This is a genomic window from Oceanobacillus damuensis, from assembly GCF_001618145.1.
Classification (GTDB): domain Bacteria; phylum Bacillota; class Bacilli; order Bacillales; family Amphibacillaceae; genus Oceanobacillus; species Oceanobacillus damuensis.
Genome location: NZ_KV392042.1, coordinates 36,116 through 58,350, shown reverse-complemented (window position 1 = coordinate 58,350; position 22,235 = coordinate 36,116). Strand labels below are relative to the sequence as shown.

Sequence of the window (22,235 nt, the reverse complement as noted above, 5' to 3'; positions counted from 1 at the left end):
CGATAGACTAATAATATAGGTTATTAAATTTTTAGAAATGAGGGATAAGATATGAAAGGCTGGGAGTTTACAACTACAAACGAACCACTAAAACTTGTGGAAAAACCAGATCCAAAAGCAACAGAAGGGCGCGTCGTCATTGAAGTAAAAGCAGCGGGCCTATGTCACTCGGATGTAGGTGCATTACGCGATAAGAAATGGCTTGACATAATTGAACATACGCCTATTATTATGGGACATGAAGTTGCTGGAGTCATTAAAGAAGTTGGACCAGGTGTAACAGACTATAAAGTTGGGGACCGTGTTGGCGTTTGTCCAGTAAGTAAAGTAGGTATGGGTCCAGGTTACGGTTATGATGGTGGATATTCTGATCTTGTTTCCGCACCGGCTGTAGATTTAGTTCCAATGCCAGACGAAATCTCCTTCGCACAAGCTGCAGCAGGAACAGATGCTGGTATGACTTCTTATCACGCAATGTTCCAAACAGGTCAAGCTAAACCTGGAATGAAAGTTGGCGTTATCGGAATCGGCGGACTCGGTCAGATTGCTGCCCGTGCAGCAGTTGTTAAAGGCATCGATGTATATGCAGTAGATGTTAGTCCAAAAGCACGTGAACTAGCAAAAGAACTTGGTGTAAAGGAAGTCTTCGAAGATGTTCGTGAATTAGCAGATATCGCACCAGATTTAATTGTTGACTATGCTGGATTTGGCACGACAACTGCTGGTGCAATCGATGTAATTGCACCAGGAGGAACGGTTGTTTTAGTAGGTATGGGTAAGTTAGAAGCAACGATTAATACCGACCCTCTTATTCTAAAAGCTGCAACATTAAAAGGTAGTGTTGGCGGTGACGGGCACGATATTGCGGAAGTATACAAACTGATGGCTTCTGGTGATATCGAGCCAACGATTTCCGAAATTACATTTGATGAAATATATGAAGGATTGCTAAAGCTCGAGCGACACGAAGTAACTGGAAGACTTGTGGCAAATTTAGAAAAATAACATAATATCCTCCCCTTTTTGTAATCAGATTTCTATTTTTGAATCTGACTACTAAAGGGGAGCAAATATAAGTCTGTGATTTTTCTTTTCATTCTTGTAAATATAATAAAGCAGTGTACAAACAACTTAAAACACCTCTATGCTGGGCTCCTTATTTATCATATGCCTTATAAGATTGATATAAGGTTGAATTTCTCTTAATGATTATTTTCCTCACCTTCTAGACCTTCTACTATCTACTTTATAGATTTCTAGAAATTCCAGCTTCATAAGGCTGGTCAGCCCCACCCTTCGCTATCGCTTTAACGTGGTGGGGACTGACCCTCTATTCTAAACGAAGCGCCCTCTTAACATGACTGATTACCTGTCGGCTAAGCAATCTAATAGCCCCTTCTTTATTTTGGCTAGAAATTTGTCATAATAGCCCACGAGTAATATTACTGCACATACTATGTTGATGTAACCATTCCAAGCACAGCTCCCATAACACCTTGTAAATTGTTTGCACTTAAGCCAAATACAGTTTTATTCCCCGATATAATAGATCTATAACCAAAAAAGTTATTCTATCTAACTTAGAAGAACAATCAGGAGAGGAAGTACGATGAAAAAGAATTATACATTAAAGGACTTGGCGAACTTGCTGGTGTCTTATTTAAAACGGTTTTGAGAGTTATAATTAACGAAAAAGGTATTAAAGATTCAACTAGAGAGAAAGTATTATAAGTGATTGAAAAAACCGATTATATGGTGAATTTGCATGCCAAAATGCTGTAACATAACAAATCCCACAATCATTAATACATCAACGATGGTGAGCTTTTTAAATTATCTTATTTATCGTAAAGCATTTAAAGGAATCCACTCTGAATAATTCAAAATGGATTCCCTTATATTATTTTCTATTATTGTGCTGTATATCCACCATCAACGATCAGGGAGTTACCAGTCATGAAAGAGGAATCATCACTAGCCATAAATAATACAGCTTTTGCAATTTCTTCCGCTTTACCCAAACGCTTCATCGGTGTTGCGTTTGTCAGGAATTCTCTATCTGTTTCACCTAAGATTGGTGTTTCGATAAATCCCGGACATAGTGCATTGACACGGATATTGCGCTCTGCATATTCCAAACCTAGAGATCGGGTTAAGTTAATAACACCAGCTTTTGCTGCGTTGTATGCTGCACTGCCGGGTGATCCAACCCAGCCATACATAGAAGCTGTGTTAACGATAACACCGCCGCCGGCTTTTAAGAATTCTTTGATTGCAGCTTGTGCAACCAAAAACACACCATCTAAGTCCACTTCTACGGTTTTTCTCCATTCCGCATATGTTAGTTCTTCTGTAGGTTTTACAGCACCGATACCAGCATTGTTAAACAGAACATCAACTTTGCCAAATGCCGATAATGCTGTATCGTAAATATTTTTAACATCTTCCTCATTCGTAACATCAGCTTTTACGAAAACTGCTTCTGCACCTTCAGATTCCAACTCCTCTTTAAAAGAAGCACCTTTTTCTTCATTAAAGTCCGCTAAAACTAATTTTGCTCCTTCATCAGCGAATAAACGCGCTGTTGCAGCACCGATACCAGATACTCCACCAGTTATAACAGCTACTTTATCTTGTAATTTACCCATTGTTTATCCTCCTTTATATATATAAATCCATCAATATTAAAAAGAGCACTACATCTTTAATAATCTTACCTTAAATGAGGTAATCCAAACATTTTTTTAACGTCTACTAGATATACCAACCCAAATCTATTGTCTATTATCATTGATCTCAAATTGATTAGTATTGGGGATATTCTAATGAAAAAACCGCTTTCAACAACTAAAAATACTAATCGTATGGCATGTGTTTTCCAACGGGATTACTGGTGGACTACTAGATCCAGTTTCAATAAATCAAAACACCTATTTTCGTTTAATAGATGCCAAATTATTCCAAACAAAAAGCCATAGTACATACTGCTTAATAGCTTTATAATTTTTTAACTCATTTTCCCCGATTAGCAGCAATAATCATAAGGATGCAAAGGCGGTTCAGCCGGAAATAACCATTTCGGTGTAAATGCGGCGTCCCGCCAATGCCAGGCACCTAAGGCCGCTGCACAGGCATCAATCGAATGGCTTTGATTAGCAACTGTTTCTGGAATTCCGATAAGCTGTTTTTGTTCTAGCCAAGTTAGAAGAACCTTTCTCACTTCCAAGTCTTGTTTATATGCTAAAACATAATTCATTTCTATTGAAGACAATCTTGAACCAATCACTGCGCCAGGATGCACTTCCACGATGGAAATTGGGTGTAACGATGCTTGTGCTGTGATTTCTCTGCTGAGTTTAATCCCTCTCAATGTTAAATATACCATTCGATTTAAAGTGGGAGGCATGATGGATCCGGATTTCATTCCGATTTTGACAATAAACTTTCTCAATGCACGATCCGATTGCCTGTCTCCTCCTCCATCCTCATAAGACAAAGGAGCGTCAATGCCGATTACGACTTCATCTATTTGAGATTGTACTGAAACCTCTTTTAAAATATCTTCATCACTCATATTGCTCATACTTTTAACAAATCGCAATTTACTTTTTTGTACTTCGAATACAGCAAGTACCGTATCTTTGTGGTTACTCGGTCCCGATAAATCAATTCCTATGACTCTCATCCAATCCTTCTTTCTTTTTATGAAACAGCCTATTTCTAGCAAGTTTTTTCGATACATTCAGGATGCTGGTTCTGAATTAAATCTTCAATTTTAGCAAACAACAAATACTTTATAAATTTTTTATGCCTTGTCTTCTTTTTTAATACAGGGTCAATGTGACAATAATATCATTTCTGTCTATAATATATGAATTTTAAGGCTAATGTTATAATTATCTCATTAGATTAAGGCATATAATTAAAATTACCACCTCATATCTAAGCTAAAAAAAGACAGAAGATTGTTCATCCTGTCTTTTTTCACGATAATAATATTTAATTATTTTTGTGTTTGGTGTTGGGACCGGTGGACCGTATTCTACGTTATACACACATTGATTAGCTTCATATACTTTTCCATACGTTCTCTAAACCATGTAATGTTTTTGGCTTATACTAACTCATTAGGTATAAAATTACCACAATAGTGTTCATTCACATGGAATAAAATTGAAATTATAAAAATGGGTCTAACCCTCCTCCTGAACATTTGTCCATATCGAGGGTCTGACCCATGAGTTAAAGTCATTTGCTGTAATTCATTTTAACGGTGCTTCATTTCTTTTTACCTTAAAAATCTTACTCTGCGGAATATTTGGATTGTGATGAACGACATATGCTTTAGAAAAACGATATAGGTACTCTGCTTCATGAGACTTAGGAGTTAAGATTATCATTTTCCGCTTTAGTTCGTGTTCATATAACTCAAACACTTTATCTTTACGTCCTTCATCGAGTGCACTATCAAACTCGTCGAGTACGATATAACCAGGTGATGCTTGAATCGTTTGTAATAATGCCAAAGCAAACAGTAAGGAACTAAGGGATTCTTCCCCACCAGATACTCCTTTTCCTACTTTACCTCCTCTTGCTTTAACACTTACATCCTCTAATTTTCCTCGATGTCCTTCCTTACGTGCTTTAATGTATAAGGCATAGTGAATTTGATTACGGCGGTCTATTCGCATATCCCAATCTATCTCCCCTTGAAAGCCAAACAGAGACATATAATGGACAAACTTTTGATTAACACCAATAACTTTACTATTAATTGTGCTTTCTAAATCTTCTTTTAGACGTTCCATTCGCTCTGTATATTCCTCCAACAATAGTTTGGATTTCTTCACTTCTGTTGCGGAGCGATCATACTCTTCTTTCATTTTTTGATAATTTTCTGGAGCAGCTTCATCAATCCCTGTTTCATTTGCTGCATGAGTATATTGAATTTTTCCACTTTCTCGCATGTCTTCTGCCTCAGGTTTAGTGACATTTGGTAGTTCTGTAAGCTCTAATGCAAAATCTTTTAACTCCTGTTTTACAGAGTCTAATAATCTTTGGGTGTCATGATTGATGGATGAATATTTCTCTTCATTCGTTAAATATTCTTCAGACCGATTTTTGATTTGCCTTTCTATTGACTCAATTTCTCGGTCTTTGTATAGGAGGGTATCGTCCAAGTCCTCTATATCTCGATTTAATTTCTTTTCTTCACGTCGCTTCTCATCCAAGAGCGAACCAAGTCGTTCTAACTGTGAATTTTTATTCTTTTTCTCTTCTTCTAACTCGGTTAAATATTGCTTCAATCGGCTTACTTCTGTGATTTTTTCCTTCTCTTTTTCATACTGAATAAAAGTTTCTTGATAGTTTCTAAAAGTTTCTACCTTTTGCTTCCAGTCAGCACGTTCTTCATTGAGCCGATTCCAGTCTACCTGAATCTCGTCCCTATTTTTCTCGAGTTCACGTTTTTCATTACTTAGATTGTCATGCTTACTCTTTCGCCACTCTCGTTCATTTTCTTTTATCAAAAAGGCTTCCGCATCTTTTAAAGCCTCTTGTCTGCGAAACAACGTACTATTTCTACGTGTAAATTCACCTATTTCATTTGATAGATTGCTAATTTCATTGCCAACCCGTTCAAGCTCATCTTCTACTTGTACTTGATAATTTTTTAAAACTTTTTCACTTAGAATGATACGCTTTTCCTCTTGGGGACCTCTTATCCCTCTTGCATCGATAAGCACACCATTTTGAATCTGTGGTTTTTCATTTTCTAAAAAGCTCTTAACCCACCACAATGCTTTTACCGCAAGTGGATAAAGATTATTGCTTAATTCTTTTATCTTTAAATGTTTACCCGGAAGGTGTGTAATTGTTTTTTCTGGAACAATATTTGGCAATGGAACATGGTATAAATCATTTGGTGCAAGGAAATCTTTTTTGTTCACAAACAACGTATACTTTATCGTATCAAACAAATCTTCGTCATTTTGCTTAGCTGTTTCATCTAGTTCAACAAGCTCACGCAAAGGATATACTTCTATGTTTCGCTTTTGGAAGTACTGGATAGCCACTTCCTGACGAGGACTGTAAACGCGATTGTTTCTAAGATTTTCTAGTTCTTTTTCTAAACTTCCCTTTTTAATAACAAGATTTCCTTTTTCATCTTTTGCATCTTCTAGTCGTTGCTCATTTAACTCCATTTCTTTTTGCACAGCTTGACTACTGTTATATGCATCAATAAGTTTACGCACTTCTTGTTCCCTAGAACTGTCTTGGTCAATCTTCACTTTTAGTACAGCAATTTGCGGGGTTATTTCATCTAATATTTGTTTATTGCTTTCCAACAACTGTTGCTTTTCTTTCATTGAAGCATCAATAGAAACATATTTTTCCTCCGCATTAACCAAAGTTTCATTTACTTCTTCTTCAGTCATGCCAATCCGTTCTACTCTCTTCGTAATTTCCTCGATTTCCTTTGAGATAGCCTCCACTTTGTCTTTATGATTGGTTATCTCCTTCTGCAAACGCGTTAACTCATTGTCCAACTCGAGTTCACCGGATTCCATTTGAATGATTGCTACCTGAAACTGTTCATGTTCTTCTCTCTGGTCTGCTTGTAGAATTATATCTTGCTGCTTCTCTGTAATTTTCTCTTCTTTGTCTGATTTTAGTGTTTCTATTTGACCTCTTAAAGTATCCAGTTGATTAAAATGATGCTTTTCCAACCATTTAAGAGCTGAAATATACTGCTTAAACCCTTCTTCTAATCGTTTATTTCGACTATAATACCTGTCTAATTCCGTTTTCTTTTGATTTAACTGGAGTTTGTTAAGGCCTTGTTTACTCTCCGCTTCCTGCAAGGTCTGCTCCGTTTCTTTTACGAGTTCTTTACTTTCTTCCCAGCTTTTCTGGATTTTATCAATACCATTCATTTCACTGAATATACGGAAACGTTCTTCTGGATGCATCACTGCAAACTGGTTTACCTCTTTTTGATACCAAATCAAATAAAATTCATCCGGGTCAACAGCATATTTATAGAGAATCTGGTTTTTATATTCAGTAAAGTTAAAGCTCCGATCTCCAGAAGAATATTTCGTTTCCCGTTCCCATTCGTCAATGACCTCTCCCTCTTGAATATAAAATTCTTTTTTAACTGGATCACCCGGCTTCTGTTCAATGTCTAATCGAAACTGAACAAACTGTGGCGCATCAACCTTGATCTTTCCGTCATTTTTAAAAAGCAACTCAATTTTTGCTCGCCACGTTTGGTCTGTTGGAAGATTGTTTGACTTTAACCCTTCAAGGTCAACTTTACTTGAATAAAGAACGCCACCCATACAAAACGTAACCGTTGATTTTCCAGCACCATTTGGTCCAGATATTAAAATATGGTCATCTTTATCAGAGAAATCCATAACTATCGACGTATAATCCCGTATGCCTGAAAATTTAAGTCTCCATGGAATCATTACTTGTGCCTCCATTCATGTTGTAGCGTTTAAAGAACCGTAAGACATCATCCATGTGCAACTGATTCGATTGACTAAACTCGGTGTATCTTCGTAAAAATGAATCCGAAAATAAATTAGCACCAATAGATGTAAGTTGATAGGCTTCTTCCTCTGAATTCGTATCATATACTTCAATTGCCCCAATCTTTTTCAACGGGTCCAAATTCGCTTGAATTTTTCGTGTTACCTGCAATGATTCGTGGCCGAAACTATTAATCAATTGGGAAAAGAGTGTATATTCATTCTGCAGTACTTCTTGGTGATAAAAAATAAACATGAGAATAGCTAAACTTTCTTTATTTAATAGTGTTTTCGCTTGTTTGGCAGGCACGCGCATGAGTGCTACCACTTGATTCCTTCGCTCATCATAAATCACTTTCATATAACGACTAACTGCTTGGTTTACTCGCTTGAGAAAAGAAAAGAATGCTTGTTCATCATCTGTAATTCCAATTATTTTTTCTACTTCCTTACGTGAAAGTCCAAAATTCCCACTTCGAATTGTACCAGACGATGAAAAAAGGATTTGCATAAATGCAAGCTCTTCCTCTGTAGTTAAAAAGCCTTTTATCGATTGTAGGGTTGCTAATGGATTAACGTTCATGTTTTCTTCCTCGTTTTCTAATTCCGTATGTTCCTTGTTCATCTTCACTCCACCTCCAGTCACGTTGATCTTTGTTATCGTACAGTCTCTTTCTTGCATGTTCATCAATGTCAGCTTTTTTATTAGCGACTAACGCTGAAACACCAATTAATCCGTTGAGTACATCACTCCATTTGGATGACCCAGACCGAATAATAAGCTCGTCAAGGCCTGCTTCTTCTACTTCCTCCAGATATGCTTCAATACGCTCTGTGTGTATCATCTGTTTTGTCATTTGCCATTTCGAATCACCCATTATTTCATCCAACTGATCTTCCATTATTTCTTCTGTGTCTGGAAATTCTTCTTCCACTATTTCTTCTATCTCTTCTGTAATAGGATCATAGTTTTCGATATAGTTAATTCCTTCATCAATAGCCATCGGTGATAGCGGGCTAGCAAATTTCACCGGCGCCCAAAGACCATCTATTTCTTCGTCCTCGTATTGTCCTTGTTCCATGAAACTTAGTATTTGATGTGCATTCGGTATTTCAGAACCAAGGGGCGGATTAAACGATTTTACGATAAATGTGCGAAACGCTTCCGGCTGGATTCTATGGTTAGAATCTGTTTCTTGTAGGTGGGCAAACTTTAGAATTTTATTAATTGTCCCAAGGCTGATTTTTGTCCCATCACTAATCGCCGCCGTACCACGTTGTTTAATATCTGAAAACACAAGCTCTTGATCAATTGTTTCAAATTTGTCCATTCGTTCTGCCATCTTACCTTCTAGCTCTGTCATTAGATGATGAATCACTTCTACTTGTGTTAATGCATTTCGGTCTGCTAAATACTCAAGTTCCCTTTCACGGAGAAGCAATACAGCTTCTTCCACATTTTTAATCATACTAGCAAGCTTATTCCCACCAGAAATCCCTTTATCATCATATGCTTCACTTAGTTCTGCATCTCTTTTTGCTTGAAAGAGTGACCTTGCCACATCATCATTAAGATAATACGCAAGAGAATCATTAGCTAAACGAATCAGTACATCCATCATTCTTTTTCCTACATCACGCATTTTAATTCGTTTTGCTGTTTTTGCTACCCAATTGAATTTTCCCAAAACGAACACAAGGTGTTTCATATAACTTTGCGTCATTGCTTCATCATAGCCATATACATTGCGATAGCGATAGAATAATGTTTCCTCGCTTTCAATCGGCTCTGCGATACCGAGTGCTTCTTGATTAATAATATTTAACACTCGGAGGAAACGTAGTACGTGGATTGGTGACTGAAAATACTCCTTATCACTTAATTCCGTTAACACACCCGAAAGTTGTGCAATATCACGCATCGATTGTAGTAGCTCAGGTTTATCATCTGTAACGTCAAAGATCGAAATTAATGATTGATCCACTTTTTCCACAGCTCTACTCCTCCAATTTCTTGTTCCTGCTCTTCTTTACTCATTTGTATCGATTGTTGGTATTTGCTTGCAAAAGTTTCCCATTCTGTTTCCACGGTTAATGGTGGTACAATCCACTTTGTTAGGACATGTTCATCTTGTGTTAACTTATATAATTGCTCGGCAATCAAATGACCTGCTTCATCAACATCCGTCCAAATAATAACTTGACTGACACAGGTTACTAGTTGCGAAATTAGTTGTCTATGTGCAGACCTGACTTGTCCATCCACACCTAATACATAGCTTTTCGAATCTCTCAAAAATTCTTCCTCGTAAGCCATACGTGTTAACACACCTCTGTTTTCAACCAACCACAATACGTCTGCTTTCGTATTAAACGTCTCCGAAAAAACAGCTAGATCTGTCGTTGCATGAACTGTGCCATAACTATACTCCACATAGTTCCCTTTCATTGGCCCAGTAAAAAACAATGGTGTAATTGTCCCCATACTTGCTAGACCTAACAACTGTATTGGACGATGAAGCTGGCTTTCTGTTTCTTCAATAAACTCTTTTTTATATGCATCAAACTTTTTTGACCCACCTATTGTCCGGTAATAGGTAGCACCTATTTGCTTCCAATCAAAATATTTTTCTGTGCATGCTAGTTGGTATAAAGCAATCAAAAAATGGAGGAATATTACTTGTTTCCTCAAACGCCAGGACGGATGAATACTCTCAATTAATTTAGCATCTCCAGCCAAGACCTTATCTGCCTCCATTGCAACTTCATCTAGTTGGTTTGCTAACAGAGAAACAACATCCACACGCTCTTCTTGTTCAATACGTAAAACAGTGCCCTGTTTTGCAATATCCCATCGCTTTTTCCAATCACTAATTAAATTTCTATTCTCATCTTCTGCTTCTGCTTGTATCCTTAAGCTTAGCTGATAAAGAACGAAACCCATTCGATAGCGTTCTGCTTTCACAGTTCTTTCATCTTTTTCTAAACGAATTTCACGAATGACCCAACCATAACGAATCCATTCATAAGTTTCATCAGAAAGATCAATCTGCTTCTTCGTTTTTGGACTATTGAAACCGTGAGTTAGTTTAGTCGGAATTGTATCTAAATCTTGTGGATCCGGATCCGTAGTAGTTCCTAGCATTAGCCTTGCAACAATCCTTCTTGTGCGTGCAGTTCGCTTAATTACTGGTATATGGATAATGTCATTCTGCTCATAAGCATCACTGACATGTACACTTTCATTTTTTAATACGATGTGGTGCTGCAAATAATCCTGTAACTCTCCAGAAACCAAGGTACAAACCTCCTCTATGATTCTTCTATTTTACCATAGGGCTAGGTGGTAGTACGATTGGATAGGACAGGAAATACGAGGAAGTTATTGATGAAGGTAAGTCGTCAAATTGCAGTTGCTTTTTGTGATATGACAACGTTTAGTTCAAATCTTTTTGGAGTTGGTATGAAAAAGTTTTTTCTTAAGTGAAAAGGTACCTGCTACTCTTCGTGGACAGTTCCCATTTATAGTAGCAGGTACCTATTTTAATACAGGGGTATGACATCCTTTACAGGTTGTGCTTAGATTAGATACTGGTGGACCATACTCCATCTCATACACAAACTTGATAATTTTTTGCTGCTTGATTAAGCATTTCACTAATTGAATTATGGTTGGCATTTTGTATAAGAGTGTCATTCTCAAGTATTTTAATTACAGGCTTAATACGTGATCCACAGGGACAGGTTTGTAGTGCACCCCAAAGTTAGAGTTTTATATTAAGCAGATTACTCCCTATTATAACAAAATATGTTAATTCCCATATCAGCTCTAATAATCAATTTAGGGAGAACCACAGGGACTAGGCAATGCGGTCCATTGTTATATATTTTTGCAAATTGGACCAGTGAACCTGTCCCTCCGGTCTACTCCAAATTATATCTTTTTAAAAGTCAGATATCGTATTGCTATTTTATAAGAGCAATAATTAAACATTCAATTAAATAGGGAGTGATGATACAATATATTACATGGCACATTAATATTAAAAAGCACATGATAATAATATTTGAAAGTGAGGAAAATTTATGCGATTTGAAACGAAGGCTATTCACTCTGGGCGCCAGGTTGATAAATTAACTGGTGCAGTGACTACGCCAATCCATCTCTCTACTACATACGAAAGGAATATAGATGGGTCTTATACAAACGAATTCATGTATAGCCGTGGAGATAATCCGAATCGCCGTGAACTGGAGGATTGCCTTACATCGCTCGAGAATGGTCACGATTGCGTCACATTCGCCTCAGGGATGGCTGCAATCACTTCATTAATCGAGGCATTGCCTTCAGATAAACCACGTAGAGTTATTATGCCAGACGATATGTATTTTGGTATTCGTTCCCTTCTTACGGATACGGATATTGGTTCAAAGTTTGATATAGTGATGGTTGACATGACAGATCTTCAGGAAGTTGAGAAAGTCATAAAACATGCACCAACCGGTCTGGTTTGGATGGAGACGCCTTCTAATCCACTAGTGAAGGTGACCGATATTGAAGCTGTTACCAAAATAGCACAGCAGGCGGGAGCTTACACTGTGGTTGATAATACATGGCCAACTCCAGCTCTGCAACGTCCCCTAACTCTTGGTGTGGATTTTTCGCTTCATTCTGTGACGAAATATATAGGAGGTCATAGTGACTTAATGATAGGCGCTGTTGTCGCAAAATCAGATAGTCCAATGCTCTCCAATCTTCGTGCTTGGCAACATGCAAAAGGTGCTGTACCTTCTCCTTTCGACTGTTGGCTTGCATTACGCGGCGTGCAATCATTAGCCCCCCGTCTGATGGTTCATTGTTCAAATGCATCGGAAATTGCAAGGTTTTTAGATCAGCATCCGAATGTTGTAGCTGTTCATTACCCCGGTCTTGCTAGTCATCCTGGACATCAAATTGCAGCACGGCAGATGAGCTCATTCGGTGGTATGTTGTCATTTCAGGTGAAAGGTGGAGAGCGTGAGGCAATAGCTGTTACAGCAAAGCTGCGGTTATTCACACGTGCTACAAGTTTAGGTGGTACACACAGCTTAATTGAGCACCGTTCTTCAGTTGAAGGAAGCAATACGATGGCCCCAGCTAATCTATTACGAGTATCTATTGGGATCGAAAATGTAGAGGATCTGAAAGAAGATTTAATACAAGCTCTGGGATAGTTAATACAACAAGGTCCAGGGGGACAGGAACCCTGGACCACTTCTTGTTGAATTTCTTATATTTTGATAGACAAGCTATTCTTTTGATAAGCAATCGAAGACACTATTCTCTACTTTGCAACTGCTTTAGTTATACCCACCATCGTCCTATGAAAGCAACATTTGTAACAGTTGACCGTGCTACCTGTCCCTGGGTTCCTCAGATAATTTTTTTAATATAGAAGTTATCTACAATTTCCTAGACAATAAAAAAATCCTCCGTTTCTTTCAACGAAAGACAAAATATTATACAGTAGGTCCCGAGTGTGTTAACAATTACGTTTTAAACACGCAGGACCTATCCAAAACCGACACCAAAAAAAGGGTAATAAAAAATCGCTGTATAACAGTAAAAATGGGGGCATTCCCCATAGCCATCAAGTTAAGCAGCTTCGATGACATAAATACCAAATTATGGATATACTTCTTTAGTATTCAACTACTGAGGGTATTTTTTGACAATCATGCAACTAGGATAAAGAACTACATATATTATTTAAGGAATTACAATTAAAATTCACACGAGAATTTTGGGTCAGTCCTCCGCTTAACTTTTACGTACTGGGGGGACAGGCGCCACCTTCTCCGCCTATACTACCAAATTTCATAAAAAAGAAGCTATCCTAAATAATGGATATCTTCTTCACAATTTAAATCCTATTGATTCGCTTTTTCCTTATCCTTTGAAAATGCCTTAATGAAATCTGCAACTCTTTCTCCTACCATTATCGCCGTTGCTGCAGGGCCACGTGATGGAACCATTGGGAAGATGGATGTATCCGCAGCCCATAATCCTTCCATTCCATGTACTCTACCATATTGGTCAACGACTGCTTGAGGGTCATTACTTGGCCCCATTTTTGCACTTCCACTAGCATGAATTGCAGATGCAAGGTGAGAAAGTAACCATTCATTTAATTTATCATCATCATTCAGTGTCGCTTCATCTATTTCAGTCAATTTTTTGAAATACGGTTTATAAGCGTCGCTAGTTAATATTTTTACAGCAGTTCGCATGGCTTCTCTCATTCTACTTAAATCATATTCATTCTCTAAATAATGGTAATCTATTCTAGGATATTTGTGAGGGTCTTTTGAAGTAATGGTAATATTTCCTCTGCCTTTCGAGTATTGCAAACCTATAACAATCATCATGTCTCCCTGATGCATTGCTTGCTGAAGGAATCGCTTCTTAGAAATACCTTTCACTGACTTTAATGTTTGGCCAGGTCTTTTGACGATATCCGCAATCCCCTTAAACTTCGACCCGGATGCACCGAGCATGGAGGCACCAAGTGGTAACGACATGAGCATAATTTCCAAATCACCTGGATGTTCCGAGCCAGTTGACGTGAAGTTTAATGCAGACTGTAAGTTATCTCGCTGCTCATCCGGGCTAGGTACTTTGTTTGGTTTATATCCCATTTGAATATCAGGGTGGTCAGAAAACTTTTTACCTACACCAGGTAAATTATGTACCACATCAATTCCAACCGCATCCAATTCTTCCCTAGGTCCAACCCCAGATAACATCAATAAGTGAGGTGTATTAAAAGCCCCAGCTGATAATACAATTTGGTCTCCATGAATAATTTCCGTTCCGCCATTTCTCTCGACCTCCACACCAATTGCCTTCTTCTCTCTAAAAATGACTCTTCTCACAAAGGTCTTTCCACTGACAGTTAAATTTTCACGATCTCGATTCGGATTAATATACGCGAGACCAGTATTAATTCTGATCCCATCTACTGCATTTAAAGGCACCGGACCATATCCAGGTTCCCCTCCTGCATTCTTATCTTCTTCATAAGTGAAACCAAGTTCCTTACAAGCTTGGTAAAAGGCTTTCGTCATCCCATAAGGATTTTTCATTTCCCGATAAACTGGTACAGGACCATTACTACTATGGATATCCGTTTCCCCAAAATTTAAATCATTTTCAGCTTTTATATAATATGGCAAAACCTTTTCATACGACCATTCCGTGTTCCCATCTTTTTCCCAACGATCAAAGTCTGCCTTTGTACCACGGATGAAGTAACAACCATTTAAAGCAGATGAACCGCCAAGAATTTTCCCTCTTGGAACCGAGTATGGTAATTCTGGAGTGAGATTTCCAGTGTAAGCCCAGTTATTTGGATGTCCTGGGACAGCACCTGCCATAAAACTAGCATTTAAAAGGTCTTCACGAAACTTGTCACTATCAGGATAATCGTCTCCAGCTTCTATCAATAACACTTCCTTGTCTCGATCCTCACTTAAACGTGCTGCCAGAGGGGCACCTGCTGATCCCGCGCCAATAATAATATAATCATATTTACTCATACCTTTCTCCTCCTTTGAAAATGTTTTTCCTACAAATAATTGTATTGGATTATTGTAAGCGTTTTCTTTATTTTGGTTATCTGCCTCCCTTTTCATCTATAAACTTATTGTATTGGAATAGAAGCACCCTTGTATATTCCCTTTTTTGGGTGATTCCTTTTTTATCTAAATAGTAGTATTATGTAATTTTCAGACACTTAAATAGTAGTATTTTAAATTTTTTGATAATATATATATTAATAATACCAATATGGAGGGGGTACGTGTATGAACCAAACCGAAATTCTAAATCAAATTTCACACCTTAAAAACATCTCTAACCAAGAAGACAAGCTATATAGTATTCTAAAAACTTATATCGACATCTTCCCTGTAGAGGATGCCTTTCTATATCGTTATTCTCCTATTGGCTACCTATGCGAAGGTGTAATCGGTTTATCTTCATCACGTATTATTTATATCCGCGAAGAAAGAGCAAGTATCAAGACGTCTCCTGGTTTTATCCCGCTACTAAAAGAAAAAAAGGCTAGATTCTATTCTGGTATCGATCTAATAAAACTTATGACAAGTGATTATATTTTTCCTTCTACAATCAATTCAGTCTTAGTAGTCCCCCTCTGTATTGGCGAAGTCATTATTGGCTTTATTTTAAGTTATCATTTTGAAGGAGAACCAAACTTTGATAAGAAATTACTGAATACAATCACTCACTTCGCCAAATTTTCAGGGGGTTTACTCGACAATAATGAAATGGTTGGAAACACTGAAAGTTTAAGTAAAAGGGAAGTCGAAGTCATGCAAAGAATTTCATGTGGAGAAAATACAAAAGAAATTGCTAGCTTTCTAGGAATCAGTAATCTTACTGTACAGCAATATGTAAAATCTGTACTAAAAAAATTAACAGTACAGAATCGCACTCACGCAATTGCTGTACTGTTAAGAAAAGGGATAATAGGTTAAGCAGTTGGACAGATGGCAGGTTTACAATATGACCCCCAAAAGTTAGAGTTTTATATTAAGCAGATTACTCCCTATTATAACAAAATATATTTATTCCCATATCAGCTTTAAATAATCATTTAGGGAGAACCACAGGGACTAGGCACCGCGGTCCATTGTTATATATTTTCAAATTGGATCAGTGAACCTGTCCCTCCGGTTTATGCAATCAGCAGCTGTTTTAAAATGAATTCTTCCACAAATTCATTACTTGGCTGATTAATAATTTCAGATGGTGTTCCGAACTGCGATATATTCCCCTCATTAATAATGAGAATTTTATCGGATATTGTTAAAGCTTCCTCTGGATCATGCGTGACAATGATGGTCGTTAGCTTAAACTCTTTTGCGATTAACTTAATCCGCTCCTTAATGGATTCCTTAATCACTCCATCCAGCGCACTTAACGGCTCATCCAGCAATAATAGCCTCGGTTTTGTAACCAGTGTTCTCGCAAGGGCAACCCGTTGCTTTTGTCCACCTGATAGCTCCCCTATCCTCTTTTTTAAATGCGGCTTTAGCTCCAAGAAATCAATATATTCTTCCACTTCATTTGTTGATATCGACTCCTTCCTATTTCTTAAGCCATATATGATATTTTCATAGGCATTTAAATGTGGAAAAAGCGCATAATCTGAAGTCTATGTCGCAGCTGATCATTCAAAGTTTGGAAAAAACGTTATCATCGGAATTGCCACACTGGATGAAATTGATTATATCATTACAGATCACCACGTAGACAAAACCTTTATCAGCCAGTTTGAAAATACGGATACAAGCTTAATTATTTCACAACCTTAATTTTTTGTAAGAACGGTAGCTTCAGCTTAATAGTTTGACTCTCGATTAAAAGCCCAATGAGTCAGTCCCTCATTTCACTATCGCTTTAACGTGGTTGGGGGACTGATCTATTTATAGGACACATTGTTTAACATGTATGATGGTTATTATTTGTTATTCTGTATTGAAGAAAAGGAGTTATTTTAAATGGTGCTTCGTACATCATGATTTCGACCGACATTAACTATGGTAATGCTAAACCTGGGATGAAAGTTGGCGTTATTGGAATCGGTGGACTTGGTCAGATTGCTGCCCGTGCAGCAGTTGTTAAAGGTATCGAAATATATGCAGTTGATGTTAGTCCAAAAGCGCGTGAACTAGCAAAAGAACTTGGTGTAAAGGAAGTCTTTGAAGATGTACGTGAATTAGCAGATATCGCACCAGATTTAATTGTTGACTATGCTGGATTTGGTACATCAACAGCAGGTACAATCGATGTCATTGCACCAGGAGGCACAGTTGTTTTAGTAGGTATGGGTAAATTAGAAGCAACGATTAATACCGACCCTCTTATTCTAAAAGCTGCAACATTAAAAGGTAGTGTTGGCGGTGACGTACACGATATTGCGGAAGTTTATAAACTGATGGCTTCTGGTGATATCGAGCCAACGATTTCCGAAATTACATTTGATGAAATATATGAAGGTTTGTTAAAGCTTGAGCGACACGAAGTAACTGGAAGACTCGTTGCAAACTTAGAAAAATAACATAACAATCCTCCTCTTTGGTAGTCAGTTTTTTATTTTTGAATCTGTCAACAAAAGGGGAGGATTGTAAATATAATACATGTGTACAGACGGGCAACTTAAACCCCTCTATACTTGGCTCCTTGTCCATCATATGCCTTTCCCTAGAATTATATTTTTTTTGTATGATAATTGTCCGTCCTAGTTTTACATGAGGAGCGTACAGGACGTATGATTACTGGTGCAGCTTTTATTATGGTTGCTATCTTAATAACCGAATTAAGGCCAAAACCGCATCGAAAAAGCGTCGTTGAAATACATAAAATAAAATAGCGATAGAACAGCTTTCAGGCTGGACTATCGCTATTTCGTTTACTTTTAAACGTATTTTAACTATTTCCTTTGCTCGTCAACAAAAAGTAAGGGTCACCTGATCCTGTTTTCTATTCGACGATTACTTCTCCAACCATTCCTTCTTTTTCATGGTACCGACATATAAGTTCGTATGTACCGGGCTCTTCCGGTTTTACGGTGATTGTTTTCTGCTCTCCCGGCTTTACCTCAACGTCAATCCCGAGCTTTTCCACGGTGAAGGTATGTTCTTTCTGACCTACATTTTCCAATAGCAGCTTTGTTGTTTCTTCTTTAGCAATCGTAATCGAATCTGGGGAAAAGTAATCATCGTGCAGCTCGACCACAATCTCTGTGACTGTTTCCAGAGGTTCTGTTTCGACTTCGATTGTTGCAGACACATGTAGTGGTTCTAGAATGGACATAACCATATTCATCACAACTAATCCAGCTAATCCTACAAACGAATTTTTGATAGACATATAATCCCCCCTTTCCTTAAACTATTATCTTCAATTTACTACAAATTATCATGATAAATTTATTTTGTGAGAACTACTATTACATATTCAAAAAACTAAATATACTGTAGTTAGGCTATTTGGGGAAGAAGCACCGCTTTAACATTCAACAACTCCGCAATAGCGGTAGGATAATATCTAAATCCTCCTTAATACAGTATAAACAATAAAACACTAGTGCAATGCATATTTTATCTTCTTGTTCACATATATGATAGATAAGCGGTCAATGTATTTGGCATTTAAATCACTAAAATGCCAGTAGAATTTTTGTATAAAGAAAAACCTTTCAACATACAGCCGCTTTTTAGATTGATGTATATTGAAGGTCCTTTGTTAATATTGCTTATTCAAGTAAATCACCAAATAATTAAACAATATTTTAAAGCCAAGTTACTATACGGAGAACCTGAAATGGTTCATACCAAGTTATTAAAAATAAAATAATAAAGAAAGAAACAAGTGATATAAATTTTATACTTCCTTTTTCATTTTTAAAGATAGCAATAAAACCAAATATAGCCCCTAACAATATAAAAATAGCTCCTACAAATACAATAAGTTCAGAATAACCCTCTATCATCCAGTTTAATCCAAAGGAAAGTAACCCGAAAATGATAAATACTATTGACCATATGCTGTTTGATTTCAACAAACATCCCCCCATAAATTTTACTATCAATAACCATTTACATAACAAAATGTTAGAAATCCTTCTTGCATAAACCTGTAGTTCAATAACTCAACCTTAATAATACCATAATATTCAAAAAACACCGTTGATAATCGTTTTATAATCGTCTAGTTTAACGCTTGCACCCGTTAACACAATAAGAAAATCATCTCTATTAGCTGGTTAAGTCTTATTTTACTTAATTAATATCTGAACTTCATCTTCGTTTTCTTCAACTAATTTATCCAATAACTCATTTGCTTTTTCGAAATATTCCTCTCCGATATCCTTTGGGTCACCTAACATTTCTTCTATATAAGCTATTACATAAACACTCGTTTCCTGTGTTTTTTCGTAATGTTTCTCATAATATTCTTCTGGTTCCATTCCAAATTTGGCAGACTGAGCATGTGCGAATTCACGAGTATCATTTGCAAATTCAGTATCATCATCTTCAGAAGGATAAATACCAATTACACTTTTCGTATCTTGAATTTCTTTTAGCTCTTGTGACACATCAAGGTTTAATTCTTTTACTTCTTGCTCGGCTAATTTTGCCTTTATCGTACCATCAAGATATTCAAGTATTCTATCATCAGGATATAAAAAGCGTAAATCCCCAACTGTTATTTCTTCGCCTCTTACAATTGCTGCTACATCATAGTCATCATAATCCGATATATCACTACATCCGACGATGAAAATCATCATACAAATTAGAAATATATAACTGAACAACGATTTCATCAATTTCCCCCCTTGTTAAACAACCCTGCCCCGATAGTTAAATAAGTCCATCTTCACCATAATATAATATTCAAAAAACACCCCTAAAAAAAGATGTTGTTTAGATGATCACCTTGTTTAACTCTTTCACCAGATAGTTGAATATCTTATCTTAAAAATAGCTCCTATAAATACAATAAGTTCCAATCTTTTCATCCTACTTCCACTTATCATTAAAAGTTTCGATAACATTTAAAAAAGTATTTTCTCCCAAAATTTTGTAATATCTTTTCTTGCCATCTTCTGAATCCATTCTTATATGTCCGTTATTACTTAACCTCATATCGTAAGAATCTTTATTGGATTCAATAATTACAAAGTAAGTATCCCGACTATCATCAGTAGTTCTTTTCATTTTCATATCGGAAGAAAGTTCTATTACTTTTTTGATTTCATCATCTTCAGTAAGTCTCATTGTCCTCATTGATTTCTCGTCATTTGGGGAATAATATTTAATGTAAATCTCACTGATTTCTTCACCTTCTCCAATCAAGTTCGTCATAACTTCTCCGTAAGTAGTGGTTCTTTCTTGATTAAAAATAATAACTCCAATACCTATAATTATCAAAAGTAAGATCAACCATATTATTTTTTTCAAATAAAACAAACTCCTTTTCTTGCATGAACTGTCTTACAACAATACCTATTTCAAGTAAAGCCACCCGTTAGCGAATAGCCTGATTAACTACATTAAGCTGTCACATCGCCAAAGTCCTTTTCACTGACCCAAATCTCATCAATGCCCTCTCCACCTCTTTAATTTTGCAGTCAATATTCGCATTATCAAGAAGCAATATTCTAATTTGTAATAAATGAAGTCAACTTCCAATTCCCGTCAACATTTTTTAAATCCAAATATAATTCGATATTAAGTTCATCGGAAACTTCAGCAAATCCTACTGTAACAATATCTTGATTTTCTTGAATAAAGCGAAACTCTAAGTTGTTTAAATTGATGTTAGAAAAACTTTGCTCCACTATACCGTTAGAATTTTCAAAGATAAATTTATCATTACTTCGTTCTAATTCTACCTCCTGAGCTATAACAGATTCTAAATAGTCATAGTCCTTATCATTTTGTGCTTCAAAAAAGTTTTCAGCAAAGTCTATCGCTTCTTCCTCCGATAATGCTACCTCTCCAAGTTCTTCTGGGTCATTCCCTGAGTTGATAATTGATACTTCAATATCAAGGTTCATTTTCCCATCACGATATATTGAAAACGGATCATTTTCATTGATAATCCAAGCTTTTCCTTCCCATTCATCTACTGTTTCACGCCATTCAAAGCTTTCTCCATTCACCTCAACATTGAATTTTACTTCCGCAAAAGATGTATGACCGTCTTCTTTTCTAACCTTTGTAATTTCAAAGTCCTTAACTTTATAGTTATTTTCTTTCAAGACATTTACTTTTTTCATATAGAACTCTTTAGCTTCTTTTTGACTTAATGTCGTACCATCAGTTGGATGATTTTCTTCAGTAAAATCATATAAATATAACGTTTCGAATGCCTTTTCATAGTCTTTATTTACGAGGGCTTGATAATAATCATTTGTTACATTCTTTACCTGTTCTTCTGGATTAGAACACCCTATTAAAGATAAACTTACTATCGAAATTAACATAACTAAGATGACTTTCCTCATTGTTATCCCCCTAATTTATTACAGTGTATATTACCACTTTGTCATAAAAATAAGTTGACCCCTTTTACCAATTTTAGCAAACATCTTATTCAACATTAATGCCATTTAGTCAAAAAAGACCGTCGTATTGACGATCTTCTTGTTGTATTAGTCGAGTAGAAGGGAGCCTTTTTTACCTTGCGGTAAATTGTACTCCACCCTCCGGGTAGAGAGGTCGCCCAATTGGCGACTCAAACCCCCACAGAACCCGGCGTTCGGATTTCCCGCACCGGGCTCTTCAGAAATTGCTTCACAGTATTGCGTACTTCTTTAATTCTGAAAATGGAATTGAGAGTTTTGGACGCTCTAAAGGAAATATTGACTTAATCTTATTGAATTTTTCCCAAGTTATATAGCTCTTTTGACTTCTGCTACTTAACATTCTTTTCCAATAACGTTCAGTAATTATATAGATTTTAGTTAGTGACCAAAGATTTCCTGCCATACCATAGTAATTGTAGTGACCTCTAAGGATTTGATTTATTTTTTCATTTCAACTTGGTCTTTTATAGACCAATGTCTTATATTTCGAAGTACTTCTTGTATGATTATCCATATACCCCTTTAGATGGCCGGT

At 36.6% G+C, this 22,235-nt stretch carries 16 protein-coding genes and 1 pseudogene; 4 read left to right on the top strand and 13 right to left on the bottom strand.

Going from position 1 to position 22,235, the window contains the following annotated elements; all coding sequences use genetic code 11:
- The first annotated feature begins 51 nt into the window (after window positions 1-51).
- A complete protein-coding gene (locus A4245_RS00320) occupies window positions 52-1,005 on the top strand; it encodes a zinc-binding dehydrogenase (protein ID WP_067724548.1) in 954 nt (317 codons plus the stop codon).
- A 905-nt stretch (window positions 1,006-1,910) separates the two neighbouring features.
- Here A4245_RS00320 and A4245_RS00315 read toward each other — a convergent pair.
- The 6 genes from A4245_RS00315 to A4245_RS00290 form a co-directional block, all read right to left on the bottom strand.
- Entirely contained in the window at window positions 1,911-2,648 is a 738-nt protein-coding gene (locus A4245_RS00315) for an SDR family NAD(P)-dependent oxidoreductase (RefSeq protein WP_067724547.1), read from the bottom strand.
- A 377-nt stretch (window positions 2,649-3,025) separates the two neighbouring features.
- Window positions 3,026-3,685 (bottom strand): DUF429 domain-containing protein, encoded by a 660-nt coding sequence (locus tag A4245_RS00310; RefSeq protein ID WP_067724545.1) that lies wholly within the window; start codon window positions 3,683-3,685, stop codon window positions 3,026-3,028.
- Between the two features lie 577 nt (window positions 3,686-4,262).
- Window positions 4,263-7,475: an AAA family ATPase gene (locus A4245_RS00305; RefSeq protein WP_067724543.1), complete on the bottom strand. Its 3,213-nt coding sequence runs from the start codon at window positions 7,473-7,475 to the stop codon at window positions 4,263-4,265.
- Window positions 7,456-8,163, bottom strand: coding sequence for a hypothetical protein (locus A4245_RS00300; RefSeq protein ID WP_067724541.1), 708 nt, complete (start codon window positions 8,161-8,163; stop codon window positions 7,456-7,458). Before A4245_RS00300 ends, A4245_RS00305 begins: the two co-directional genes overlap by 20 nt.
- Complete coding sequence (locus A4245_RS00295; protein WP_067724539.1) at window positions 8,111-9,532, bottom strand: hypothetical protein; 1,422 nt, start codon at window positions 9,530-9,532, stop codon at window positions 8,111-8,113. The genes A4245_RS00300 and A4245_RS00295 overlap by 53 nt, the downstream gene beginning before the upstream one ends.
- A complete protein-coding gene (locus tag A4245_RS00290; protein ID WP_067724537.1) occupies window positions 9,508-10,836 on the bottom strand; it encodes a toprim domain-containing protein in 1,329 nt (442 codons plus the stop codon). Before A4245_RS00290 ends, A4245_RS00295 begins: the two co-directional genes overlap by 25 nt.
- 788 nt (window positions 10,837-11,624) lie before the next feature.
- Here A4245_RS00290 and A4245_RS00285 point away from each other — a divergent pair.
- Window positions 11,625-12,752, top strand: coding sequence for a trans-sulfuration enzyme family protein (locus tag A4245_RS00285; RefSeq protein ID WP_067724535.1), 1,128 nt, complete (start codon window positions 11,625-11,627; stop codon window positions 12,750-12,752).
- Between the two features lie 696 nt (window positions 12,753-13,448).
- Here A4245_RS00285 and A4245_RS00280 read toward each other — a convergent pair.
- Complete coding sequence (locus A4245_RS00280) at window positions 13,449-15,116, bottom strand: GMC family oxidoreductase (protein WP_199860627.1); 1,668 nt, start codon at window positions 15,114-15,116, stop codon at window positions 13,449-13,451.
- Between the two features lie 267 nt (window positions 15,117-15,383).
- On the opposite strand from A4245_RS00280, the gene A4245_RS00275 reads away from it, so the two are divergent.
- Window positions 15,384-16,076 (top strand): helix-turn-helix transcriptional regulator, encoded by a 693-nt coding sequence (locus A4245_RS00275; RefSeq protein ID WP_067724531.1) that lies wholly within the window; start codon window positions 15,384-15,386, stop codon window positions 16,074-16,076.
- Between the two features lie 200 nt (window positions 16,077-16,276).
- Here the strand turns inward: A4245_RS00275 and A4245_RS00270 are convergent.
- Window positions 16,277-16,750, bottom strand: a pseudogene (locus A4245_RS00270) (ABC transporter ATP-binding protein); the annotation flags it as partial.
- A gap of 369 nt (window positions 16,751-17,119) precedes the next feature.
- On the opposite strand from A4245_RS00270, the gene A4245_RS00265 reads away from it, so the two are divergent.
- Window positions 17,120-17,662, top strand: coding sequence for a zinc-binding dehydrogenase (locus A4245_RS00265; protein ID WP_067724530.1), 543 nt, complete (start codon window positions 17,120-17,122; stop codon window positions 17,660-17,662).
- Window positions 17,663-18,084: 422 nt separating this feature from the next.
- On the opposite strand, the gene A4245_RS00260 is transcribed toward A4245_RS00265, so the two are convergent.
- From A4245_RS00260 to A4245_RS20260, 5 genes are all read right to left on the bottom strand, one after another.
- Entirely contained in the window at window positions 18,085-18,474 is a 390-nt protein-coding gene (locus A4245_RS00260) for a cupredoxin domain-containing protein (RefSeq protein ID WP_067724528.1), read from the bottom strand.
- Window positions 18,475-18,895: 421 nt separating this feature from the next.
- Window positions 18,896-19,165: a hypothetical protein gene (locus A4245_RS00255; protein ID WP_067724526.1), complete on the bottom strand. Its 270-nt coding sequence runs from the start codon at window positions 19,163-19,165 to the stop codon at window positions 18,896-18,898.
- Between the two features lie 216 nt (window positions 19,166-19,381).
- A complete protein-coding gene (locus tag A4245_RS00250) occupies window positions 19,382-19,933 on the bottom strand; it encodes a hypothetical protein (RefSeq protein ID WP_067724524.1) in 552 nt (183 codons plus the stop codon).
- 196 nt (window positions 19,934-20,129) lie between these two features.
- Window positions 20,130-20,570 (bottom strand): hypothetical protein, encoded by a 441-nt coding sequence (locus tag A4245_RS00245; RefSeq protein WP_067724522.1) that lies wholly within the window; start codon window positions 20,568-20,570, stop codon window positions 20,130-20,132.
- 200 nt (window positions 20,571-20,770) lie between these two features.
- Entirely contained in the window at window positions 20,771-21,619 is an 849-nt protein-coding gene (locus tag A4245_RS20260) for an outer membrane protein assembly factor BamD (protein WP_199860626.1), read from the bottom strand.
- Window positions 21,620-22,235 lie beyond the last annotated feature (616 nt).

Coding starts and splice junctions, on each gene's coding strand:
- A4245_RS00320 (WP_067724548.1), top strand. CDS start 52: ATGAAAGGCTGGGAGTTTACAACTACAAACGAACCACTAAAACTTGTG.
- A4245_RS00315 (WP_067724547.1), bottom strand. CDS start 2,648: ATGGGTAAATTACAAGATAAAGTAGCTGTTATAACTGGTGGAGTATCT.
- A4245_RS00310 (WP_067724545.1), bottom strand. CDS start 3,685: ATGAGAGTCATAGGAATTGATTTATCGGGACCGAGTAACCACAAAGAT.
- A4245_RS00305 (WP_067724543.1), bottom strand. CDS start 7,475: ATGATTCCATGGAGACTTAAATTTTCAGGCATACGGGATTATACGTCG.
- A4245_RS00300 (WP_067724541.1), bottom strand. CDS start 8,163: ATGAACAAGGAACATACGGAATTAGAAAACGAGGAAGAAAACATGAAC.
- A4245_RS00285 (WP_067724535.1), top strand. CDS start 11,625: ATGCGATTTGAAACGAAGGCTATTCACTCTGGGCGCCAGGTTGATAAA.
- A4245_RS00280 (WP_199860627.1), bottom strand. CDS start 15,116: ATGAGTAAATATGATTATATTATTATTGGCGCGGGATCAGCAGGTGCC.
- A4245_RS00275 (WP_067724531.1), top strand. CDS start 15,384: ATGAACCAAACCGAAATTCTAAATCAAATTTCACACCTTAAAAACATC.
- A4245_RS00265 (WP_067724530.1), top strand. CDS start 17,120: ATGATTTCGACCGACATTAACTATGGTAATGCTAAACCTGGGATGAAA.
- A4245_RS00260 (WP_067724528.1), bottom strand. CDS start 18,474: ATGTCTATCAAAAATTCGTTTGTAGGATTAGCTGGATTAGTTGTGATG.
- A4245_RS00250 (WP_067724524.1), bottom strand. CDS start 19,933: ATGAAATCGTTGTTCAGTTATATATTTCTAATTTGTATGATGATTTTC.
- A4245_RS20260 (WP_199860626.1), bottom strand. CDS start 21,619: ATGAGGAAAGTCATCTTAGTTATGTTAATTTCGATAGTAAGTTTATCT.